The organism is Collinsella sp. An7, from assembly GCF_002159335.1.
Taxonomy (GTDB): domain Bacteria; phylum Actinomycetota; class Coriobacteriia; order Coriobacteriales; family Coriobacteriaceae; genus Coprousia.
On the sequence record NZ_NFHP01000003.1, the window covers coordinates 257816 to 278351 of the forward strand.

Consider the following 20536-nt stretch of genomic DNA (forward strand, 5'->3'; position numbering starts at 1 on the left):
GCAGAAGGGATGCGACCCCGTGGGGTACGCACCCATGACCACCTGAAAGGCGGTGGCTACATTATGACACGGGATGAACTCCGCGACGCGATCTCCTTCATGTGCGGTGCGCGCGACCTAGAGGAGTTCGCCGACCGCCTGTGGCAGGCGGTTGACATGGCGTCGGATGACCGGGACTCGATGCGCGAGGTCCTGACCGCCGCGCTCGACGCGTTGGGCGGCGTGCCGCAGGCCCTGACGGGAGGCGACGGCAGATGACCCGCGCCGCGATCTACGCCCGCTTCTCCAGCGAGAAGCAGCGCGAGGAGTCCATCGAGGACCAGATCCGCGTGTGCCGGCAGTACGCCGAGCGCGAGGGCTACGAGATAGCCGCCGTCTACTCGGACGAGGCGCGCAGCGGCACGAGCGCAGACAAGCGAGAGGGGTTCCAGCGAATGGTGCGCGACGCCCAGCGCACCGGATGGTCCGCGGTGATCGTCTACAAGATGGACAGGTTCGCGCGCAACCGCTTCGACTCGGCGACGTACAAGGCCAAGCTGAGGCGCGCCGGTACCAAGGTGCTGAGCGCCACGGAGGGGATACCCGACGGTCCCGAGGGCATCATCCTCGACAGCATGCTAGAGGGCCTCGCCGAGTACTACAGCGCCAACCTGTCTCAGAACGTCCTGCGCGGCATGGAGGGGAATGCCCTGCGGTGCATGCACAACGGGGTCGCCCTCTTCGGCTATCGGAGGAACGACGACGGCACCTACTCGGTCAACGAGGACGAGGCACCCGCCGTGCGCAAGGCCTTCGCCATGGTCGCCGCCGGGGTGACGCGCGCCGAGGTCGCTGACAAGCTCAACGCCCGCGGGTACCGTACCATACGAGGGAAACTCTGGAAGCCCGATACGGTCGTGAGCCTCATACGGAACGAGAAGTACGTAGGCGTCTACAAGTGGGGCGACGTGAGGGTCGAGGGCGGCATGCCGGCGATAGTTGACTCCGCCACCTTCTCCCTGGCTAACGACGTGCTCGCACGGACCCCGAGGCGCCACAAGTCGGCATCTACCACCTACCTGCTGTCGGGCCTCATCTACGACGTAGACGGCAACCGCATGGAGCCGAACTGCGGCAGGTCGCACGGCGGGGAGTACCACTACTACTACCGCAGCCGCGCCTCCAAGCTCACCATACGCCGCGACGACGTGGAGGGGCGCGTGCGCAGGGCCGTGGCATCGCTCATGAGCGACAGCGGCCTCATAGAGGAGATAGTCGGGCTCGTCATGGCCGAGCAGGAGCGCGAGATGGGCGTGGAGCTGTCCGAGATACAGGCCATGGAGTCCCGGATATCCGAGATCGGACGCGAGATGGACCGGCTCATCGACCTTGCCGCCAAGGGTGCCGCGCCCGACCTCATCTCATCGAAGATCGCGGAGCTCGGGCGCGAGGAGGAGTCGATTCGCTCCGAGCTTGACGACGTGCGCAAGGGTGCTCCCAAGATCGAGCCCGATTTCGTGCGCTTCATGCTCCACAGGGTCACGGAGTGCGAGGGACCGGACGCCGTCGTGCGCGGATGCGTGTCGCGCGTCGTGGTGGCACCCGACCGTAGCGTATGGATAGGCTTCACGATCTCTCCAGACGGCACACCGCCCGACGGCACGAAGCTCATTCGCGTAAACGAGGATTTAGGACACCAGAGACTGATAAGCCCGAACCGCATCGTCGGTCCGGGCTTTTTTCTATTACGTTCTGTCCCACCCCAGCCTTTTCGTTCGATTCCTTCTGCTGGGGCTGTACACATCCTTCTAGTAGAAAGAATCAGTCAAAATCTCCCCTCTTGTTGACCGATTCTTTCTACTAGATATCTTCAGACGACGTTCAGAGCCGCTTATGTCGGATTCCTTCTATTAGAAAGATTCAGACGAATTTCACCCTCATTTTGACTGATTCCTTCTACTAGATGAAATTAGACGCCATCCCCATCGATTGTGGTGATTATTCCAAGCCCATCGGGGCACAAAGGCTCCAACGACCAAGCTGGGCAGCGCCCCGCCATGGCCTCCCATACGCCCTCGGGGCGCACCCTGTTCTAAGGAGACCATGATGGCGCTGGGCAGAGAACTGATGCAACATTTCGACCAAACCGAACAAGACTGCACCTGCCTTCACCCCACCGATAGCGCTCTGCAGCGACAGCTTGCGCGCCTTGCCATCAAAGGCGAGGTCACGCGTGTTGTTGACGGGCTCTACGCCCGCACCGTCTACTGGAGCTCTCTCCGACCAGACGAGCAGGCGTTCCATCTGATGCGAGCCCTTCAAGTCGTTCATCCCTCTTGGGTCTTCTGTCATGAATCAGCTGCTCTGGTCTATGGTTTGCCCGTCTCTTATCACCGCATGCTACCCGTCAAGGTATCTTGCGGACGGAGGGACTCCAGCGGGACGCGGCGCGGAGCTTACCATCATGCCGTTCCGATAGACGACGCAGAGGTGGTCCAAGGCCTACGGGTAACCCCGCTTCCTCGAACGCTTTGCGATTGCATCGCCTCGGCTTCGTTTGCAGATGCGCTCGCCTATGCCGACGGCGCGATACGGGTGACCTCCCTGTCTGTCGAGAGGCTCGGAGACGCCGTCCGCGCGCTCAACCCGCGCCCACACCATGCGGAACGCGTCCTCGATGTCCTCACGCACGCCGACGGGCGGAGCGAAAGCTGGGCAGAGTCGGCCATGCGAGCCCTTGTTATCGAGCGGGGATTCGCCCTGCCCGATCTTCAAGTCGAGTTTCCACGGCCCCTCGATCCGAACCGTACGTTTCGGGCGGACATGGTCTTCACGAGACGCAACGGGACACGGGTCATTACCGAGATTGACGGCATCGAGAAATACGTCAACGAAAGGATGCTCGGAGGAAGAAGCACCGCGAGGACGCTCGCAGACGAGCAGCATCGCGAGGCGCAACTCACCCTCCTCGGCATGCCGATTATGCGCGTATCCGCAGAAGAGCTCAGACAGCCGGAGCGAGTGGTTCGCAAGCTCATCGCCTACGACATCCCCCGCCGCGCCGCCTAAGTGGGATGTTGAGCACCTAAGCTCCGTATTGGCGCTCGAGCCAGCTCGTACTGTCGGATTTTCTCTCTTAGAAGGAATCAGTCGAATAATGGCTACTACCTGACTGATTCTTTCTAGTAGAAGGAATGCGACAGACTGAAGTCCGCAAAGTAGAAGAAATCGGACACAGGGGACGTCGACGTCTTATCTGAATCTTTCTACTGCCCTGTCGGATTAATTCTAGTAGAAGGAATTGATCAAATAGCAGCCGTAATTTGACTGATTCCTTCTAGTAGAAGGGTGTGGACAGGACGACTTTCTCAAAGCAGAAGGAATCGGACGTGGGGCACGCCTCTTTCTGACGACGTGCACACGGCGGGCACCCCACCGACGCGCCGAAGCCTCCGGTCGTCCACGGCGGCCGAGACGTATACGGCACAGCCAACTGCAACGGGCTCGTTACATGGTTGGTCATTCTTTGCAGGGTCCGCGCGCGGCGGTATGATGTGACAATTGCACCAGACGAACCCCAAGGAGACCGCATGATTGCGATACTCAAGAAGAACGCCGACGAGAACGCCGTTGCCCACCTTGTCTCGTGGATCGAGAAGAAGGGCCTCACGGCGCACGTCAGCCACGGCGAGAACGAGACGATCATCGGCCTTGTGGGCGATACGACCAAGATCGACCCCTTCCTGCTCGAATCGATGGACATCGTCCAGCGCGTGCAGCGCGTCTCGGAACCCTTTAAGAAAGCCAACCGCAAGTTCCACCCGGCCGACACGGTAGTGGACTGCGGCGGCGTTTCCATCGGCGGCGGCAACTTTCAGGTGATCGCCGGACCCTGCTCGGTTGAGGGCGAGAACCTCATCCGCATCGCCCGGAGCGTCAAGGCGGCGGGTGCCACGATGCTCCGCGGCGGCGCCTACAAGCCCCGCACCTCGCCCTACGCCTACCAGGGCATGGGCGAGCGCGGGCTCGACCTCCTCTGCGAGGCGCGGGCCGAGACGGGCCTTCCCATCGTGACCGAGATCATGGACCCGCGCGACGTTGAGGCGTTCCTCAACCGCAAGATCGACGTGATGCAGATCGGCGCGCGCAATGCGCAGAACTTCCCCCTGCTCAAAGAGGTCGGCCGCACCCGCACGCCGGTGCTTCTCAAGCGCGGACTCGCCGGCACCATCGACGAGCTCCTCATGGCCGCCGAGTACATCATGAGCGAGGGGAACGACAACGTGATCCTCTGCGAGCGCGGTATCCGCACCTTTGAGACCCGCACGCGCAACACCTTTGACCTCAACGCCGTACCCGTCCTCCACGACCTCTCGCACCTGCCCGTCGTGGCCGACCCGAGCCACGCCACGGGCTACACCCGCTACGTTGCCCCCATGGCGCTCGCGGCGGTTGCCGCCGGTGCCGACGGCCTCGAAATCGAGGTCCACGACGCGCCCGAGAAAGCCTGGTCAGATGGAGCCCAAGCGCTCACCCCTGAGCAATTTAGCGAGCTCATGGAGCGCATTCGCGTCATCCGCGCCGCAATTGCACCCGCGGGCGATGTAACGGGGAGCACGGAGGCATAACACAAGCAGCGCAAGCGCGGCCGAGCTCAGCCGGTCGCATGACGCAGAGAGCAGGGAGGCTACATGGAGCACATCGAGAAGGGCAATGCGGGCGAGGCGCAACCGCTCACCGTGGGTGTGCTCGGTCTCGGGCTCATCGGTGGGAGCTTTGCCAAGGCCTACGCTCGTGCCGGGGCACGCGTGATAGCCTTTGACCCCGACGAGGACACCATGGACGCCGCCCGTGTCGAGACGGTCTCCGGCGTGCTCAACGCAGGCTCCCTTACAGCATGCGACCTCATCGTGCTCGCCGCCTACCCCGAGGCATGCGTCGCCTGGCTCGAGAAAAACGCCGAAGCTCTCGGGCGAGCCACCGCCGAGCGAGCCGCGAGCCAAGACAGCGAGACATCCGCCGGGCCCATCGTGATCGATACCGCAGGTGTTAAGAGCGCCGTCTGCGAGCGTGCCTTTGCCTTGGCGTGTGAGTACAACTTCTCGTTTGTGGGCACCCATCCCATGGCGGGCACCGAGCACTCCGGGTTTGCGCATGCCCGCGCCGACCTCTTCCGGGGCGCCCCGATGGTCCTCGTGCCGCCCGAGCTCGACGACATCAGCCGCCTCACGCTCCTCGACCGCGTCCACACGCTCCTCGGCCCCGTGGGGTTCGGCTCGTTCAGCGTCACCACACCCGAAGCGCACGACCGCACCATCGCCTTTACGAGTCAGCTAGCGCACGTGGTCTCCAACGCGTACGTCAAGAGTCCCACCGCGCAGGAGCATCACGGCTTCTCGGCCGGAAGCTACCGTGACCTCACGCGCGTGGCGCACCTCAACCCGCGCATGTGGTCGGAGCTCATGGTTGAGAACGCCGACAACCTAAGCTATGAGGTCACAACCATAATCGACGCACTCACCGCCTATCGCGACGCACTCGACGCACGAGACACCGAGCGGCTCCGCATGCTCCTTGCCGAGGGCGACCGCATCAAGCGCTCGCTCGATGACGAACGGGAGGTCTAGATACCCATGGCAGCCATCCAGATCGACGTCAACGTTTCCACCCCCTATCGAGTCCACATCGGAACACGGCTCCTCGAGGAGGTCGGGCAGATTGTACGGCCGCTCATCAACGGCAAGAAGTGCGCGATCGTAACCGACTCCAACGTGGGTCCGCTCTATGCGCACATCGTGCGGCAGAGTCTCGAAGGCGCAGGCTTCTCGGTGGCGACGTTTACCTTTGAGGCCGGCGAGGAGCGCAAGACGCTTGCGACCTACGGAGAGATTCTTGAATTCCTCGCTGTGCATGAGCTCGACCGCGGCGATGCCGTCATTGCACTCGGCGGCGGCGTGGTGGGCGACATGGCGGGATTTGCCGCTGCAACCTACCTGCGCGGCATCGCCTACGTGCAGGTTCCCACGAGCCTGCTCGCCATGGTCGACTCGTCGGTGGGTGGCAAGTGCGCCGTCGACCTCTCGGAGGGAAAGAACCTCGCCGGCGCCTTTTGGCAGCCGCGCGCCGTCATCGCCGACGTGGGCTGCCTCGGCACCCTCACGCCCGAGCGGCTCGCCGACGGCTGCGGCGAGGTGATCAAGCACGCGGTCATCGCCGACCCTGCGCTCTTTGCCGCGCTGGAGGAGGCACCGCTCACTTTTGACCTTCTCACCTCGAACCTCGGACTCGTTGCCGCCATCGTGGCACGCAACGTAGAGATTAAGCGCGACGTGGTCGCAGCCGACGAGCGCGAGCTCGGACTCCGCAAGATGCTCAACTTTGGCCACAGCATCGGCCACGCCATCGAGGCGCACTCCGACTACACGCTCGGCCACGGCACCTGCGTGGCTATGGGCATGGTCGCTATCTCGCGAGCCCAGGCAGCTCGCGTGGAGGCGGATCGTCAGATCGAGTTCGACCCGGCACTCCCCGAGCGCATCGCATCGCTCTGCCAGGCGCACGGCCTTGCGACCACCTGCCCCTATCCCGCCGACGACCTCCTCGACGCAGCCCTGCACGACAAAAAGCGCCACGGGTCCACGATCGACCTCGTGATGCCGCACGGCATTGGCTCGTGCTCCATCGAGACCCACAGCATCGCCGAGTTCTTTGAGCTCATCGAGCTCGGTCTTGCGGGTGAATCGGCGAGCGAGCGTACCACAGAGGTTGCCCCTGAGAGCGCTCGCGCTGCCGAGCAGACCGCAGAAACCATCCACGAAGGGGAGGCGCGCGCATGATCGCCCAGATTACCCCCAAGCCGCTTGCGGGTATCGTCCCCGCCATCTCGTCCAAGTCGATGGCGCACCGCCTTATCATCGCGGCTGCCCTTGCCAACGGACACACCCAGATCGCGTGCTCGACCACCTGCGCCGACATCGACGCCACAGTCCGCTGCCTCACCGCGCTCGGTGCGCATATCGACCGCACGCCCGAAGGCTATGAAGTTTCCCCCATTCCCAAGAGCCGTGAGATGGGCATCCTCGCAGCACTCAAGGGAGCAACGCTCGACTGCGGAGAGTCCGGCTCAACCCTGCGCTTTATGCTGCCCGTTGCCTGCGCGCTTGGGGCCGACGCGACCTTTACCGGGGCGGAGCGTCTGGGCGAGCGCCCGCTTGGGGACCTCGCTTCGGAACTCCTCGCCGGCGGTTGCGACCTCACCGGGCTCGGCTCCTTCCCCCTCAAGACCACGGGCCGTCTGCGCCCGGGGCGCTTTGTGCTGCCCGGTGATGTGAGCTCGCAGTACATCTCGGGCTTGCTCCTTGCAGCTCCCGTCCTCCCGGGGCGCGTTGAGGTCCTCGTGCGGGGACGCATCGAGAGCAAGCCCTATGTAAACCTCACCATCCAAGCGCTCCACACCTTTGGTGTCGCCGTTGAGACCAAACGGCTCGTCGGCCCCACCCCCGAGGAGCCCCAGACCCTCTTCATCGTTGAGGGAGAAGGCTACCGTACCCCGGGCGCCGTCTCGGTGGAGGGTGACTGGTCCAACGCCGCCTTCTGGCTCTGCGCCGGAGCGCTCAGCCGCTACGCCGTTACCGTGCGCGGCATCTCGCTCAACTCCGTCCAGGGTGACCGCACCATCATGGCCGCGCTCGTACGCTTTGGGGCCAAGGTCACGCGCGGCACCGACGCCGCGACCGTGCGCCCAGACCGGCTGCACGGCTTTGAGCTCTCAGCCCGCGACATCCCCGACCTTGTTCCCATCGTCTCTGCGGTGGCCGCCTGCGCCGAGGGCAAAACCGTCATCCGCGACTGCGCTCGCCTGCGCATCAAGGAGTCCGACCGCCTGCTCACCACCACCGAAACGCTCCAGGCGCTCGGTGCGGACATTCGCATTGAGGGTGACAGCCTCGTCATCGAGGGCCGAGAGACACTCGACGGAGGCACCATCGAGGCGCATAACGATCATCGCATCGCCATGACCGCGGCCATCGCCGCGAGCCGCTGCGAGAGGCCCGTCACCATCGTGGGGGCGGAGGCCGTTGCCAAGTCGTACCCCTCATTCTTTGAGCACTACCGTCTGCTCGGCGGCAACGTGACGCTCAAGGAGGCATAGACCATGAGCTCCTGTATCGGCAACGTGCTCAGGCTCTCGATCTTTGGCCAGTCGCACTCCCCCGCCATCGGCTGCACGCTCGACGGTCTGCCCGCGGGCATTCCCGTCGACCTTGCCAAGCTGCAGCGCTTTCTCGATCGACGTGCCCCAGGACGCTCCGCCACCGCCACCTCCCGCCGCGAGGCGGACGCACCGGAGGTGCTCTCGGGCATCACCGATGGCCACACCAACGGCGCCCCTTTTGCCGCCATCATCCGCAACACCAACACGCGCAGCCAGGACTACGCGGGGCTCCGCCGCGTGCCACGCCCCGGCCATGCCGACTATCCCGCCCGCGTAAAGTACGGCAACTGGCACGACGTTGCCGGTGGCGGGCACTTCTCGGGCCGGCTCACCGCCCCCCTGTGCATCGCAGGCGGAATCGCCCTGCAGGCGCTTGAGGGCATGGGCGTGCACATCGCCGCCCATATCGCGAGCCTGGGACCGGAGGGCATCGAGGATGAGCCGCTTAACCCGCTGGAACTGGATGAGGAGCAACTTGGGGCCATCCTTGCAAACGAGCTTCCCTGCATCTCCGCCGCGACGGCTGCGCGCATGCAGGAGGCGATCCTCACCGCCAAGCGCGAGCTCGACAGCGTAGGCGGCGTTATCGAGTGCGCCGCCTACGGCATGCCCGTAGGTGTCGGAGACCCGATGTTTGAGGGAATCGAGAACCGCATCGCCCGCATCGCCTTCGGCATCCCCGCGGTGAAGGGCGTCGAGTTTGGTGCCGGCTTCTCCGCCGCCAACCTCACGGGCAGCGAGAACAACGATCCCTACCGCATGGTTGCCGGGCACCCGCAGCCTATCTTCAACCGCGCAGGCGGCATCCTCGGCGGCATCTCCACCGGCATGCCCATCATCTGGCGCATGGCCGTAAAGCCCACACCCTCCATCGGCCGCACGCAGCAGAGTGTCGACCTCGATACCGGTGAGGACACCGAGCTCATCGTCCGCGGGCGGCACGACCCGTGCATCGTCCCGCGCGCCGTACCCGTGGCCGAGGCGGCCTGCGCCCTCGCTCTTCTGGATGCGCTCATTGAGGACGGGCGCTTCCCCGAGCCGGCACCGCGCGGATCGGAGCCTTGCCTCGTGGACGACCCTGCAGATGCGGGTGCCCTTTGCCCAACCTCCTCAACTCGAGCCGAGCGCATCTAGCCGTCAACGCTTGCCAACGCCCTAGCCCTCGACCCAACTACCCATGATGGGAGAATCCACAGATGGACCTTACCGCCGTTCGCGCGCGCCTCGACCAGATCGACACGCAGCTCCTCGACCTCTTTTGCGAGCGCCTGCGTCTTGCGGGCGATGTCGCCGCCGCCAAGGCGGAGACGGGCAAGGCGATCTTTGACCCCGCTCGCGAGCGCGAGAAGCTCTTCGGCGTGGCCAAGCGCACTCCCGAGGAGTACCGACCTCAGGCTACGGCTCTATTCTCGCTCCTTATGAGCATGAACAAGGCCGAGCAGCAGCGCATCCTCGCCGCCGGCAAGCCGGACAGCATCTCTGCCCAAGCGCGCGCCTCGCTCCAGCCCGTCGATGAGCCCTTCCCCGCCACGGCGACCGTCGCCTGCCAAGGTGTGGAGGGCGCCTACAGCCAGATTGCCGCGACGCGCCTTTTCCGCACGCCGGGCATCACCTACTTTGGCACCTTTGAGGGGGTCTGCCGTGCCGTGCGCGACGGCCTCTGCCAGTACGGGGTCCTGCCCATCGAGAACTCCACCGCGGGCTCGGTGAATGCGGTCTACGACCTCATCGCCGCCTACCGCTTCCACATCGTGCGCTCCATCCGCGTCAAGATCGATCACAACCTGCTCGCCAAACCGGGCACCGACCTTGCGAGCATCCGCGAGGTCTGGTCACACGAGCAGGCGCTCGCCCAGTGCGCCGATTACCTTGACAGCCTTGGTGTGCGCGTGCACGTGTGCGAGAACACCGCCCAAGCAGCCTCGGCCGTGGCCCAGAGCGAGCGTACTGACGTTGCCGCCCTCTCGTCGCGCGCCTGCGCCGCCCTCTACGGGCTCGACGTCCTCGCCTCCGACGTGCAGGATTCCGACGCCAACTACACGCGCTTCGTGGTCATCTCCGCCGAGCCGCAGATCTTCCCCGGGGCGACCCGCACCTCGCTCATGCTCACCGTCTCGCACGAGCCGGGTGCCCTCTACCGCGTGCTCGAGCGGTTCTTTGCGCTCGACATCAACATCGTCAAACTCGAGAGCCGGCCCATCCCTGGACGCGACTTTGAGTTTATCTTCTACTTCGATCTCGATTGCCCGGTGGGGAGCGCGAGCCTGGCCACGCTTCTCGACGCACTTGACGACGTGTGTGAGCGCTACTGGTACTTTGGCAGCTATACGGAGGTGCTCTAGATGGCAGAGCTGAACGAGAACACGTTGACGCCCGGCGCGGGCGGGAGACCCTACGGCGTGCTCGGGCGGGTGCTCGGACACAGCTACACACCGGTGATCTATCGCGAGCTTGCCGGACTTGACTACCGGCGCTTTGAACGTGAGCCCGATGAGGTCGAAGCGTTCCTGCGCGGCGAGGAGTGGGAAGGCGTGAACGTCACCATCCCCTATAAAAAGGTTGCCGCCCAGATCGTGGACGAGCTCACCCCCGCCGCCGAGCGACTTGGCAACGTCAACACGGTAACGCGCACCGCCGACGGGCGCCTCGTGGGGGACAACACCGACTACTACGGGTTTGAGACGCTCGTACGCTCTCTCGGCCTCGAGCTTGCCGGCAAGCGGGCGCTTGTGCTCGGCGGCCATGGCGGTGCAGGCTCAACGTGCATGACCGTTCTTGCCGACCTTGGCATGAAAGCCATCGCAGTGACGCGTGAGCCCGACGGGGGCGACGGCATCACCTACGCGGAGCTTCCCGATTACGCCGACACGGCGCTTCTGGTCAACGCCACGCCTGTGGGAATGTTCCCCCACTGCCCCAAGGCGCCCTGCACGCTCGATGCGCTTCCCGCGCTTGAGGCCGTGATCGATATCGTCTACAACCCCGCGCGCACCGCGCTCATGATGGAGGCCGAGCGGCGCGGCATCCCCACAGTCGGTGGGCTCCTCATGCTCGTGGCGCAGGCGGCCGGTGCCGTAAAGCGCTATACGGGCGAGGATGTCTCTATGGAGCGCATACGCCAGGTCACGCGTACGCTCGATGCGACGGAGGAGAGCATCGCCCTCATTGGCATGCCGGGAGCGGGCAAGACCCGCGTGGGCGCCGCGCTCGCCGAGATGCTGGGCCGGACGCACGTGGACGCCGACGACGCGCTCGAAGAGCGCCTTGGCACGAGCTGTGAGGCGTACATTCTCGAACATGGCGAGGACGCCTTCCGCCGTGAGGAGACCGCGATGTTGCGCGAGGTGGCGGCAAAGAGCCAGCTCGTGATCTCGTGCGGCGGCGGTGTTGTCACGCGCGACGAGAACTACCCGCTCCTTCACCAGAACAGCCGCATCGTGATGCTGGACCGCCCGCTCGAGGAACTCTCGAGCGCTGGGAGACCCATCACAGCGCGCGATGGCGTTGAACGCTTGGCGGCCGAACGCATGGAGCGCTACCGCACGTGGGCAGACGCGATCGTTGCCTCGCGCGACACACCCGCAGAGACCGCTCAGGTCGTGGCGGCAGCGCTCAAAAAACTCGAGGAGGCTGATGCGCGATGAAGGCTCTTGTGATCAACGGCCCCAATCTCAACATGCTCGGCACCCGTGAGCCGGGCATCTACGGCACCGAGACGTACGAGACTCTCGTCGCGCTTTGCAAAGACTCGGGTCGCGAACTCGGGTTTGAAGTGGTCGAGGTCTATCAGTCCAACCACGAGGGCGCAATCATCGACAAGATCCAAGAAGCCTACGGAAGTATGGACGGCATCGTCATCAACCCGGCAGCCTACACGCACACGAGCGTGGGCATCCTCGACGCCCTCAAGGCCGTGACGCTGCCCGCGGTTGAGGTTCACATCTCGGACGTGGACGCTCGCGAGCCGTTCCGCCAGGTCTCCTATGCCGGCATGGCCTGCTTTGCCCGCGTGACGGGCGAAGGACTTGCCGGCTACCGTCACGCACTGGAGCTGCTGCGCGACCGGCTACAGGGATAGATGACTCAAAATAGCCCCGTCCCCAAATGAGTCAAAAAGGGTCCGCAAGCGTAGCTGCTTGCGGACCCTTTTCGTAAACGGCTATATCAGCGCTTACGCCTCGTGGTGACGGCGCGGGACGCGGCCGTTGCCCCCGTTGTCGCCCGGACGACGGGTACGGCGCTCGCGATCCTTGGAATCGCGGCGCGGACGCCCGCCAAAGCCGCGGCCGTCGTCGTGCGAGGCACCGTGACCGCCGTGCGACGCTCCGGCCGGAGCCTCGGGCTTATCAAGACGGTCGAGCGAGATCTTGCCCTTTTCGTCGATCTCGATGATCTTAACCTTGACCTCGTCGCCGACGTTGAGCACGTCCTCCACGCGCTCGACGCGGCCGGTGGCCACGCGCGAGATGTGGAGCAGGCCGTCCTTGTTGCCAAAGAGGCGGACGAACGCGCCGAAGGGCTGGATGGTCACCACGCGACCATCGTAGACCTCGCCCACCTCGGGCTCCTTGACGATGAGGTTGATGCGCTCGATGGCCTCCTCAACCGAGGTGCCCACACCGCCCACGTAGACGGTACCGTCCTCGTGGATGTCCACAGAAGCGCCGGTCTCGTCCTGGATGCCGCGGATGGTCTCGCCACCCTTGCCGATGACCTCACGGATCTTGTCAACGGGGACCTCGATCGTGGAGATGCGCGGCGCGGTGGGACGGGTCTCCTCAGCCGGGCCGGGTACGGCCTCGAGCATCTTGGAGAGGATGAACGCGCGGCCCTGCTTGGCCTGCTCGAGAGCGGTCTTGAGGATCTCGAAGGTGAGGCCGGTGGCCTTGTTGTCCATCTGAAGCGCCGTGATGCCGCGCTCAGTGCCCGTCACCTTGAAGTCCATGTCGCCGAGGAAGTCCTCGATGCCCTGGATGTCGGAGAGGACGACCGTCTTGCCCTCCTCCTGGATGAGGCCCATGGCGATGCCGGAGACCGGGCGCTTGAGCGGCACGCCACCGTCCATGAGCGCCAGGCAGCTCGCGCAGGTGGACGCCATCGACGAGGAGCCGTTGGACTCCATGACCTCGGAGACCACGCGGATCGCGTAGGGGAACTCCTTCTCGTCGGGCAGCACCGGCAGAAGGGCGCGCTCGGCAAGGTTGCCGTGGCCGATCTCGCGACGCTTGGGCGCGCCGATGCGGCCGGTCTCGCCCGTGCAGAAGGGCGGGAAGTTGTACTGGTGCATGTAGCGCTTGCTGTCGACGGGCTCGATCGTGTCGAGGCGCTGGCCCTCGTTGAGCATGCCGAGCGTAAGGACCGAGAGCACCTGAGTCTGGCCGCGCTGGAAGAGGCCCGAACCGTGAACGAGCGGCAGGTAATAGCCCTTGATCATGAGCGGGCGGATCTCGTCGGCGGCGCGACCGTCGACGCGCTCACCGGTCTCGACGACCATCGAGCGCATGGCCTTCTTCTCGAGCTTTTTGAGGTTGACCGGGATCTCGCGCTCCCAAGCGAGCTGCTCGTCCTCGGTAAACTCGGCGCGGATGCGGTCCTTGAGCTCCTCCACGTGCGAGATGCGACTGAGCTTGTCGGCGTCGGAGAGGGCGGCGTACATCTCGTCGTAGTGGGCGAAGATGCGCTCCTCAACCTCGGGCACAGGCTCGTCGAGAATGTACTCCTTGGGCTCGATTGCGCCGTTGACGCGCTCCCACTCCGCCACAAACTCGAGCTGCGCGTCGCAGAAGGCGCCGATGGCCTCCTGGCCAAACTGCATCGCGGCGAGCATGTCCTCCTCGGTCACCTCGTCGGCACCGGCCTCGACCATCGAGATAAAGTCGCGGGTGCCCGCAAGCTCAAGATCGAGGTCGGACGACTCGCGCTCCTCGTAGGTGGGGTTGACGATGAACTCGCCCGTCTCGGTGTTACGGCCGATGCGCACGCACGCGAGCGGCCCCTCAAAGGGCACGCCGCCGAGCGTGAGGGCAAGGCTAGCGCCCATGGTGCAAATGACGTCGAAGGGGTTCTTCTGGTCGGTCACGAGCGAGGTCGCGACGATCTGCACTTCGTTGCGGAAGCCATCCGGGAAGCTCGGACGGATGGGACGGTCGATCATGCGCGCGGTGAGCGTAGCCTTCTCGGTGGGACGACCCTCGCGCTTGAGGTAGCCGCCCGGAATGCGGCCGGCCGAGTAGAGCTTCTCGTTGAAGTCGACCGTGAGCGGGAAGAAGTCGTAGTTCTTGCGTTCCTTGGAGACCACCACCGTCATGAGCATGGTGGTGTCGCCCTGCTTGACCAGCACGGCGCCGGTGGCCTGCTTGGCGAGCTCGCCGGCCTCGAGCGTGTAGGTCTTACCGTAGAGCTCGAATGTCTTGGTTACCTTTTCCATATCTCCTCGTATCCCTCCCTGCGGCCCTTCCGCAGGGACCTCTCGGGCCGGGCGCAGTCGCCCGGCGATGTGGAGCCGAGTTTTCGGCTCCTACATGAAAGGAGCCCCCGCAGGGGCTCCGCATGTACCGCTGTTACTGGATGTTGTCGCGGATGCCGAGCTTCGCGATGAGCTCGCGGTACTCAACGATGTCGTTCTTCTTGATGTAGGAAAGAAGACGACGACGGCGACCGACGATCATGAGCAGACCGCGGCGGGTGTGGAAGTCCTTGGGGTGGGACTTCATGTGCTCGGTGAGCTCGCGGATGCGCTCGGTGGCGATGGCCACCTGCACGCGGGGGTTGCCCGTATCGTGCTCGTTCTCGCCGAACTCGCGGACGAGCTCCGCCTTGCGCTCCTTGGAAACAGTCATGGTTTCACCTTTCGTTCGAATTCGCCCGAACCGGGAGGCCGCCGGTGCAGCGCGCCGCTAGGTACGGGTACCAACAGCTCGATATACTACCACATGCAGGGGCGATGCATAGAACCCACACGTCAGGACTGAGAATATGGGGACGGGTGCGTTTTTCTCAAAAGTGAGAAAAACGCACCCGTCCCCATATTCTCAGAGGGTGCCGGCGTCGACGAGCATCTGCCGCGCATGGTTGAGCGAGGCCTCGGACGCATCGCCCGAGAGCATGCGCGCGATCTCGCGCACGCGGTCGTCCCCCGCAACTTTGGTGATACGCGTCTCGGGCAGATTGTCGTCGGTCTTGCTCACCACGTAGTGCTCCCCGGCAACGACCGCAACCTGAGCAACGTGCGTGACCACGATCACCTGGTGCGTACGGGCAAGGTCGGCGAGCACCGCGGCGAGGGAGCGCGCCACGGCACCACCCACGCCCGCGTCGACCTCATCGAAGACGAGCGTGTCCACGCCATCGGCCTCACCGAGCACGACCATGCAGGCGAGCATCACCCGCGAGAGCTCACCGCCCGAAGCGATGCGCTTGAGCGGGCGCGGCGTGAGCCCCGGACCACTCCGATAGAGAAGCTCGCAGGCATCGGGGCCCGCCTCGCTCCAGCGCTCACGCGGGAGCTTCTTGGCGTCCCAGATGAGCTCAGCGCGCCCCATCTCGAGACGGGCCATCTGGCGGCCGACCTCACGGCAGAAACGCGGGCCGGCGGCGTTGCGCACCCGACGGAGCTCGCGGGCCGCCTCGGCGAGCGCAGCCTCGGCCTCGTCGCGCGCCTTGCGTGCGCGGGCGATCCGGGCCTCGCCATCCGAGACAAGCGAAAGCAGCTCACCTGCCTCCTCACGGCGCCGAAACACGTCCTCCATATGGGGGCCGAACTGCCTGAGGAGCCCCTTAAGGGCAGCATAGCGCTCCTGTGCGCGCGAGAGCTCCTCCGGGTCAAAGTCCACGCTGTCACGGTATCGCCTGAGGTCCGCTGCAACATCCTCGAGCGTGATGGCGGCACCGGCGAGCGTATCGGCAAACTCCGCGAGCTTGGCATCAACCCCGCCCATACGCGAGAGCTCGGCAATAGAGGCGTTGAGCGGGTCGAGCGCGCCGCCCTCCCCCGAGATGGCCTCGCTCGCCTCGTGGGCACAGGCGGCGAGCGCCTCAGCGTGCTCAGCGCGCGGCAGGGTCTCCTCGAGCTCCTCGAGCTCACCCTCGCGGGGATCGACCTCGTCGATGCGGTCGGCGGTAAAGCGCGCCTCCTCAAGGCGCGAGCCCTCCGTCCGGGCCGCTTCCTCCACGCGCTCAAGCTCGCGAGCCGCCTCACGCGCCGAGGCGAGCGCCGCACGATATGCCTCGAGAGCGCGCGTCACGGTATCGCCCGCCCACGCGTCGAGCATGTCCACATGCGTGGCGGCGTTGAGTAGCCGCTGGTGCTCATGCTGACCGCACAGGTCCATGAGCGGCGCCACGCGCGTGCCGAGTTCACGCACGCTCGCCAACTCGCCATCGATCTTGACGCGGCTGCGCCCGCGCGCATCCACACGGCGCGTCACGCAGAACCCTTCCGCATCGTGCACACCGGCAAAGAACCGCGCATCAACCTGCGCGGCCTGCTCTCCCTCGCGCACCATGGCGGCATCTGCACGCTCGCCCATGAGGAGCTTGAGCGCCGAGAGGAGCGCCGTCTTGCCGGCACCCGTCTCGCCCGTCAGCACGGTAAGGCCGCTTGCAAGCGAAAGATCGGCCTCGTGGATGAGCGCAAGATCGCGCACGCGCATCTCGTCAATCATGGCGCACCCCGTAGAAGACGCGGCTCACCGAGTTGTAGAAGCTCTCGGGGCCATAGTCGAGCAAGAGCACGTCTCCGGGTCCTCGGCTCACCTCAACGCGCTCGATGGGCTCCTCGCCCCGGTAGAACTGCCCGTCGATGGCGACGGCGGGCACCGAGGGGCGGTCATGCGACATCGAGATGTCGATCACATCGGAGGGAGAGGTAAGAAACGCACGCGCCTGGATGGTATGCGGGGCGATGGGCACGCAGACCATTCCCGCATAGTCGGGACTCACGATGGGCCCACCGGCCGAGAGCGCGTAGCCCGTGGACCCGGTGGCGGTGGAGACGACTACGCCATCGCCGCGCAGGCGGTCGATGTGATGACCGGAGACCGTGATAGTAAACGAGACCATATCCGAGAGTGGTCCGCGGGTGAGCGCAACGTCGTTGAGGGCAAAGGACTCCTGAACCGGCTCGTCGTCCGGCGCGTCCGCCGTGAAGAGTCGGCAGGCGAGCGTTGCGCGGCGGCTCACGTGGAGCTCGCCGGCGAGCGCATCGCCCACCACCTTGAGGATGTCCGTGTCGTCGGGACTCGCGGCCGTGAGAAAGCCGACATGCCCGTAGGAGAGACCGAGGATGGGAATCTCGCGCCACCCAACGATGCGCGCAGTGCGCAGGAGCGTACCGTCCCCGCCGAGCGAGATGGCAAGGTCCGCCTCCTCGATATCGGGGAGCTCGCGCACACCGGAGCGCTGGTCGGGTGCCCAGACGACCTCAAAGCCCTGGCGCGAGAGCCAAAGCTCGAGCATAAGGCCGCTCTCGACGGCCTCGGTCTTGTGGTAGTTGGGCACTAGCAGGATCTTCATAGCGTGCTCGCTTTCTCAAGAACCCGGGCAAGGTGCCCGTCCTCCTCGACGGCACCCGCGCCGTCTAGGATACCCCGCTTGCCCAACAAGAAGAACTCCACGTTGCCCTTGGCGCCCGTAATGGGCGAGCGGCAGACATCAAGCGGGGCGAGGCCGCTCGCGGCAAAGAGCCGCACGGCATCACAGAGCGTACGGCGACGCACAGCGAGGTCGCGAACGATACCGCCCTCCCCCACCTCATCGGGCGCCGCCTCAAACTGCGGCTTGACGAGGGTGAGAAAGGCGCCCGTAGGTTTGAGGACCTCAAGCACCGCCGGGAGCACGTGGGCGATGCTCGTAAAGGAGACGTCACAGACGGCAAGGTCAGCAGCGCCGCGATAGCCAAACGCGGGAAGGTCCACGATGTTCGTCCGCTCGAGAAGCGTCACGCGCGCGTCGTTGCGCAGCGACCAGTCAAACTGAGCCCGCCCCACGTCGACGGAGAGCACGCTCGCCGCGCCCCGCTTGAGGAGGCAATCGGTAAACCCACCTGTGGAGCAACCCACATCGAGACAGGCAAGGCCTGTCGGGTCCACCCCAAAGGCGTCGAGCGCGCCCGCGAGCTTGAGACCCCCGCGGCCCACGTAGGGCAGGCGCCCCTTAACGTGGAGCTCGGCCCCTGGTACCACGAGCATGCCGGGCGAGGTGAGCCGCTCGCCATGGGCGGAGACAAGACCGGCCATCAACGTGCGCAGGGCATCCGCGCGATCGGCGCAGATGCCCTGGGCAACAAGTTCGTCATCGAGGCGGACCTTCTTGACCTTCTTCATGGGCGCCGCATCAATCCGAGTCGGCCTTCGTGGCGGGCGCACCGCCAGCCGCGACATCCATCGCGCCCGACTCAGAGCCCGACGCAGCATCTGACTCCTGCGCCTCCTCGAGCATGGCGGCCTCAGTGGGGCTCATGTCAAAGCTGTCGACAAGTTCAACCGCCTTGGAGCCGAGCTTGATGGCCTCGTCAAAGAGGTCGAGACTCCGCTCAAGCGACGTGTCCTTGGAGCGGACGGTGGTGATGATCTCGTCCAGACGCGCAGTGATGTCCTCAAAGGTATGCACGGTCGACTCGGCCATGACCTACGCCTCCAAGCCTTCTGCGGCAACAACCTCAGCGGGAGCTTCCACAGTCTCGGACTCAACGGGCGCTTCTTCGGCCACGGGGACCTCCAGTGCGTTGGCGTCAGCCGTATAGGCTGCAGGCTCGGCAAAGAGCGACTCGTCGCTGCGAGCCACGCGCCCGAGCACGCCGTTCACAAAGCGGGACGACTCATCCGTACCATAGGCCTTGGCGATCTCGACCGCCTCGTCGATAACGACGGCGTCCTCGATTCGCTCATCGGCAAAGCGCATCTCATAGACGGCGATGCGCAGCAGGTTGCGGTCGGTACCGGGCAGGCGCGGCAAGCTCCAGTTCTCGAGCACCTGCGCAAGCGCGCGGTCGATTACATCGAGGCACTCGTACGTTCCGCGGGCGAGCACACCGGCGTACTCCTCGAGTGGCCCCTTAGAGAGAAGGTAATCGCCCTCAAGAACCTCATCGAGCGGCACGTCGCGCGCCTCGGCCTGAAAAAGCAGCTGCACGGCCTGGCTGCGGGCACGGGTGCGCCCGCGATCGACTTTAAGACTCACGCGCTACTCCTTGGGAAAAACCAGGCCATCGATGCACACGTCAACGCGGGCAACGCCAACGCCCACCTGAGCATCGATAGCGTGCACAACCGCGGTGCGAACGGCCTCGGCGAGCTTCTTGAAGGGGTACCCAAAGAACACGGTGAGGCGCACCGTGAGACAGAGCCGATCGTCGTCGGTGACCGCGGCCTCAACGGCAGGTGCCGTGGTGGTGCTGCGCGTGGAGAACATGGAGACGAGGTTGGTGGCAAGGTTCTTGTCCCCCACCGACGCAACGCCCTCGACCTCCTCGGCAGCGCGCGACACCACGGTCGCGAGCACCTCGGGTGCGATGCCGATGCCGGAAACGATGATCTCGTGTGACATGGACTCCCTCATTCCTCGCGTGAGTTGGATACGGGGGCGATGCTAGACGCGGGAGACGAACTTGCCGTCGCGCGTGTCGACCTTGATGATATCACCCTGGTTGAGGTACATCGGCACCTGGATGACGGCGCCGGTCTCGATGGTGGCGGGCTTGGTGGAACCCTGAACAGTGTCGCCCTTAAAGCCAGGATCGGTCTCGGTGATCTCGACCTCGATGAACATCGGCGGGTTGACGCCCATGAGCTCATCGTCGGCATAGAGGAGCTGGCAGATGTCATTCTCCTTGAGCCACTTAGCGTTGTCGCCGATAAAGTCCACCGGCACGGGCACCTGGTCGTAGGTCTCCATGTTCATGAAGTAGTAGTGGTCACCGTCGTTATAGAGGTACTGCATCTCGGTGGTGGTGAGGGTGACGCTCTCAAACTTGGTGCCGGCGTTGCAGGTCTGCTCGACCACGCGACCAGTCTTGATGTCCTTGGTCTTGTAGCGAACGAACGCGCCTCCCTTGCCGGGCTTGACGTGCTGGAACTCGACGATGGTGCACACCTTGTCCTTGATGCGCAGGCCGAGACCGTTCTTAAAGTCAGCAGTGGTAATGCTTGCCATGTGGTGCCTTTCTTGGTTGACGTGCCCACGTAGGGGCAACGGTACAGCAATCCTAAAAAGTATACTCTTTTGGTTTCATCGACGCGCGCTGCAGCTAAAACACCATGAGAAAATGGGGACGGGTGCGTTTTTCTCGCCTTTGGGAATTAGGGGCCTGTCCCCAAATTCCCAAAGGCGAGAAAAACGCACCCG

20 protein-coding genes are annotated in these 20536 nt (G+C 64.8%); 11 read left to right on the forward strand and 9 right to left on the reverse strand.

The window, feature by feature from the left end:
* The first annotated feature begins 63 nt into the window (after window positions 1–63).
* The 11 genes from B5G20_RS05150 to aroQ all read left to right on the forward strand — a co-directional run bounded on the left by B5G20_RS05150 (window position 64) and on the right by aroQ (window position 12272).
* Window positions 64–258, forward strand: coding sequence for a hypothetical protein (locus tag B5G20_RS05150; protein WP_087355680.1), 195 nt, complete (start codon window positions 64–66; stop codon window positions 256–258).
* Window positions 255–1826, forward strand: coding sequence for a recombinase family protein (locus tag B5G20_RS05155; RefSeq protein WP_087355682.1), 1572 nt, complete (start codon window positions 255–257; stop codon window positions 1824–1826). Before B5G20_RS05150 ends, B5G20_RS05155 begins: the two co-directional genes overlap by 4 nt.
* A gap of 256 nt (window positions 1827–2082) precedes the next feature.
* Window positions 2083–3048, forward strand: a complete 966-nt coding sequence (locus tag B5G20_RS05160) for a hypothetical protein (protein ID WP_143750227.1) — start codon at window positions 2083–2085, stop codon at window positions 3046–3048.
* A gap of 521 nt (window positions 3049–3569) precedes the next feature.
* Window positions 3570–4607: a 3-deoxy-7-phosphoheptulonate synthase gene (gene aroF / locus B5G20_RS05165; protein WP_087355686.1), complete on the forward strand. Its 1038-nt coding sequence runs from the start codon at window positions 3570–3572 to the stop codon at window positions 4605–4607.
* Between the two features lie 63 nt (window positions 4608–4670).
* On the forward strand, window positions 4671–5606 hold the full coding sequence (locus tag B5G20_RS05170; RefSeq protein WP_087355688.1) for a prephenate dehydrogenase/arogenate dehydrogenase family protein: 936 nt from the start codon (window positions 4671–4673) through the stop codon (window positions 5604–5606).
* A gap of 6 nt (window positions 5607–5612) precedes the next feature.
* The gene (gene aroB / locus B5G20_RS05175) at window positions 5613–6815 is read left to right on the forward strand and encodes a 3-dehydroquinate synthase (protein WP_087355690.1); all 1203 of its coding nucleotides are present in this window, start codon (window positions 5613–5615) and stop codon (window positions 6813–6815) included.
* On the forward strand, window positions 6812–8131 hold the full coding sequence (gene aroA / locus B5G20_RS05180) for a 3-phosphoshikimate 1-carboxyvinyltransferase (protein ID WP_087355692.1): 1320 nt from the start codon (window positions 6812–6814) through the stop codon (window positions 8129–8131). The genes aroB and aroA overlap by 4 nt, the downstream gene beginning before the upstream one ends.
* A 3-nt stretch (window positions 8132–8134) precedes the next feature.
* Entirely contained in the window at window positions 8135–9328 is a 1194-nt protein-coding gene (aroC, locus tag B5G20_RS05185) for a chorismate synthase (RefSeq protein ID WP_087355694.1), read from the forward strand.
* A 62-nt stretch (window positions 9329–9390) separates the two neighbouring features.
* The gene (locus tag B5G20_RS05190) at window positions 9391–10536 is read left to right on the forward strand and encodes a bifunctional chorismate mutase/prephenate dehydratase (protein WP_087355696.1); all 1146 of its coding nucleotides are present in this window, start codon (window positions 9391–9393) and stop codon (window positions 10534–10536) included.
* Window positions 10537–11838: a shikimate kinase gene (locus B5G20_RS05195; RefSeq protein ID WP_087355698.1), complete on the forward strand. Its 1302-nt coding sequence runs from the start codon at window positions 10537–10539 to the stop codon at window positions 11836–11838.
* Window positions 11835–12272, forward strand: a complete 438-nt coding sequence (aroQ, locus tag B5G20_RS05200; protein ID WP_087355700.1) for a type II 3-dehydroquinate dehydratase — start codon at window positions 11835–11837, stop codon at window positions 12270–12272. Before B5G20_RS05195 ends, aroQ begins: the two co-directional genes overlap by 4 nt.
* A gap of 93 nt (window positions 12273–12365) precedes the next feature.
* On the opposite strand, the gene B5G20_RS05205 is transcribed toward aroQ, so the two are convergent.
* The 9 genes from B5G20_RS05205 to efp form a co-directional block, all read right to left on the reverse strand.
* Window positions 12366–14621, reverse strand: coding sequence for a polyribonucleotide nucleotidyltransferase (locus B5G20_RS05205; RefSeq protein WP_087355702.1), 2256 nt, complete (start codon window positions 14619–14621; stop codon window positions 12366–12368).
* 133 nt (window positions 14622–14754) lie between these two features.
* The gene (gene rpsO / locus B5G20_RS05210) at window positions 14755–15033 is read right to left on the reverse strand and encodes a 30S ribosomal protein S15 (protein WP_087355704.1); all 279 of its coding nucleotides are present in this window, start codon (window positions 15031–15033) and stop codon (window positions 14755–14757) included.
* Window positions 15034–15225: 192 nt separating this feature from the next.
* Window positions 15226–16857: an AAA family ATPase gene (locus B5G20_RS05215; protein ID WP_087355706.1), complete on the reverse strand. Its 1632-nt coding sequence runs from the start codon at window positions 16855–16857 to the stop codon at window positions 15226–15228.
* Window positions 16850–17707, reverse strand: a complete 858-nt coding sequence (locus B5G20_RS05220) for an NAD(+)/NADH kinase (protein WP_087355708.1) — start codon at window positions 17705–17707, stop codon at window positions 16850–16852. Before B5G20_RS05220 ends, B5G20_RS05215 begins: the two co-directional genes overlap by 8 nt.
* Window positions 17704–18516: a TlyA family RNA methyltransferase gene (locus B5G20_RS05225; protein ID WP_143750228.1), complete on the reverse strand. Its 813-nt coding sequence runs from the start codon at window positions 18514–18516 to the stop codon at window positions 17704–17706. Before B5G20_RS05225 ends, B5G20_RS05220 begins: the two co-directional genes overlap by 4 nt.
* A gap of 10 nt (window positions 18517–18526) precedes the next feature.
* Window positions 18527–18817 (reverse strand): exodeoxyribonuclease VII small subunit, encoded by a 291-nt coding sequence (locus tag B5G20_RS05230; protein WP_087355710.1) that lies wholly within the window; start codon window positions 18815–18817, stop codon window positions 18527–18529.
* A gap of 3 nt (window positions 18818–18820) precedes the next feature.
* Window positions 18821–19372, reverse strand: coding sequence for a transcription antitermination factor NusB (gene nusB, locus B5G20_RS05235; RefSeq protein ID WP_087355712.1), 552 nt, complete (start codon window positions 19370–19372; stop codon window positions 18821–18823).
* Window positions 19373–19375: 3 nt separating this feature from the next.
* Entirely contained in the window at window positions 19376–19738 is a 363-nt protein-coding gene (locus B5G20_RS05240; RefSeq protein ID WP_087355714.1) for an Asp23/Gls24 family envelope stress response protein, read from the reverse strand.
* Window positions 19739–19780: 42 nt separating this feature from the next.
* Window positions 19781–20344 carry an elongation factor P gene (efp, locus tag B5G20_RS05245; protein ID WP_087355716.1) on the reverse strand — a complete coding sequence of 188 codons (564 nt, stop codon included), beginning with the start codon at window positions 20342–20344 and terminating at the stop codon, window positions 19781–19783.
* Between the last annotated feature and the right edge of the window lie 192 nt (window positions 20345–20536).

Excerpts from the sequence above, each read along its gene's own strand:
- B5G20_RS05150 (WP_087355680.1), top strand. The coding sequence starts at position 64 with ATGACACGGGATGAACTCCGCGACGCGATCTCCTTCATGTGCGGTGCG.
- B5G20_RS05155 (WP_087355682.1), top strand. The coding sequence starts at position 255 with ATGACCCGCGCCGCGATCTACGCCCGCTTCTCCAGCGAGAAGCAGCGC.
- B5G20_RS05160 (WP_143750227.1), top strand. The coding sequence starts at position 2,083 with ATGATGGCGCTGGGCAGAGAACTGATGCAACATTTCGACCAAACCGAA.
- aroF (WP_087355686.1), top strand. The coding sequence starts at position 3,570 with ATGATTGCGATACTCAAGAAGAACGCCGACGAGAACGCCGTTGCCCAC.
- B5G20_RS05170 (WP_087355688.1), top strand. The coding sequence starts at position 4,671 with ATGGAGCACATCGAGAAGGGCAATGCGGGCGAGGCGCAACCGCTCACC.
- aroB (WP_087355690.1), top strand. The coding sequence starts at position 5,613 with ATGGCAGCCATCCAGATCGACGTCAACGTTTCCACCCCCTATCGAGTC.
- aroA (WP_087355692.1), top strand. The coding sequence starts at position 6,812 with ATGATCGCCCAGATTACCCCCAAGCCGCTTGCGGGTATCGTCCCCGCC.
- aroC (WP_087355694.1), top strand. The coding sequence starts at position 8,135 with ATGAGCTCCTGTATCGGCAACGTGCTCAGGCTCTCGATCTTTGGCCAG.
- B5G20_RS05190 (WP_087355696.1), top strand. The coding sequence starts at position 9,391 with ATGGACCTTACCGCCGTTCGCGCGCGCCTCGACCAGATCGACACGCAG.
- B5G20_RS05195 (WP_087355698.1), top strand. The coding sequence starts at position 10,537 with ATGGCAGAGCTGAACGAGAACACGTTGACGCCCGGCGCGGGCGGGAGA.
- aroQ (WP_087355700.1), top strand. The coding sequence starts at position 11,835 with ATGAAGGCTCTTGTGATCAACGGCCCCAATCTCAACATGCTCGGCACC.
- B5G20_RS05205 (WP_087355702.1), bottom strand. The coding sequence starts at position 14,621 with ATGGAAAAGGTAACCAAGACATTCGAGCTCTACGGTAAGACCTACACG.
- rpsO (WP_087355704.1), bottom strand. The coding sequence starts at position 15,033 with ATGACTGTTTCCAAGGAGCGCAAGGCGGAGCTCGTCCGCGAGTTCGGC.
- B5G20_RS05215 (WP_087355706.1), bottom strand. The coding sequence starts at position 16,857 with ATGATTGACGAGATGCGCGTGCGCGATCTTGCGCTCATCCACGAGGCC.
- B5G20_RS05220 (WP_087355708.1), bottom strand. The coding sequence starts at position 17,707 with ATGAAGATCCTGCTAGTGCCCAACTACCACAAGACCGAGGCCGTCGAG.
- B5G20_RS05225 (WP_143750228.1), bottom strand. The coding sequence starts at position 18,516 with ATGAAGAAGGTCAAGAAGGTCCGCCTCGATGACGAACTTGTTGCCCAG.
- B5G20_RS05230 (WP_087355710.1), bottom strand. The coding sequence starts at position 18,817 with ATGGCCGAGTCGACCGTGCATACCTTTGAGGACATCACTGCGCGTCTG.
- B5G20_RS05240 (WP_087355714.1), bottom strand. The coding sequence starts at position 19,738 with ATGTCACACGAGATCATCGTTTCCGGCATCGGCATCGCACCCGAGGTG.
- efp (WP_087355716.1), bottom strand. The coding sequence starts at position 20,344 with ATGGCAAGCATTACCACTGCTGACTTTAAGAACGGTCTCGGCCTGCGC.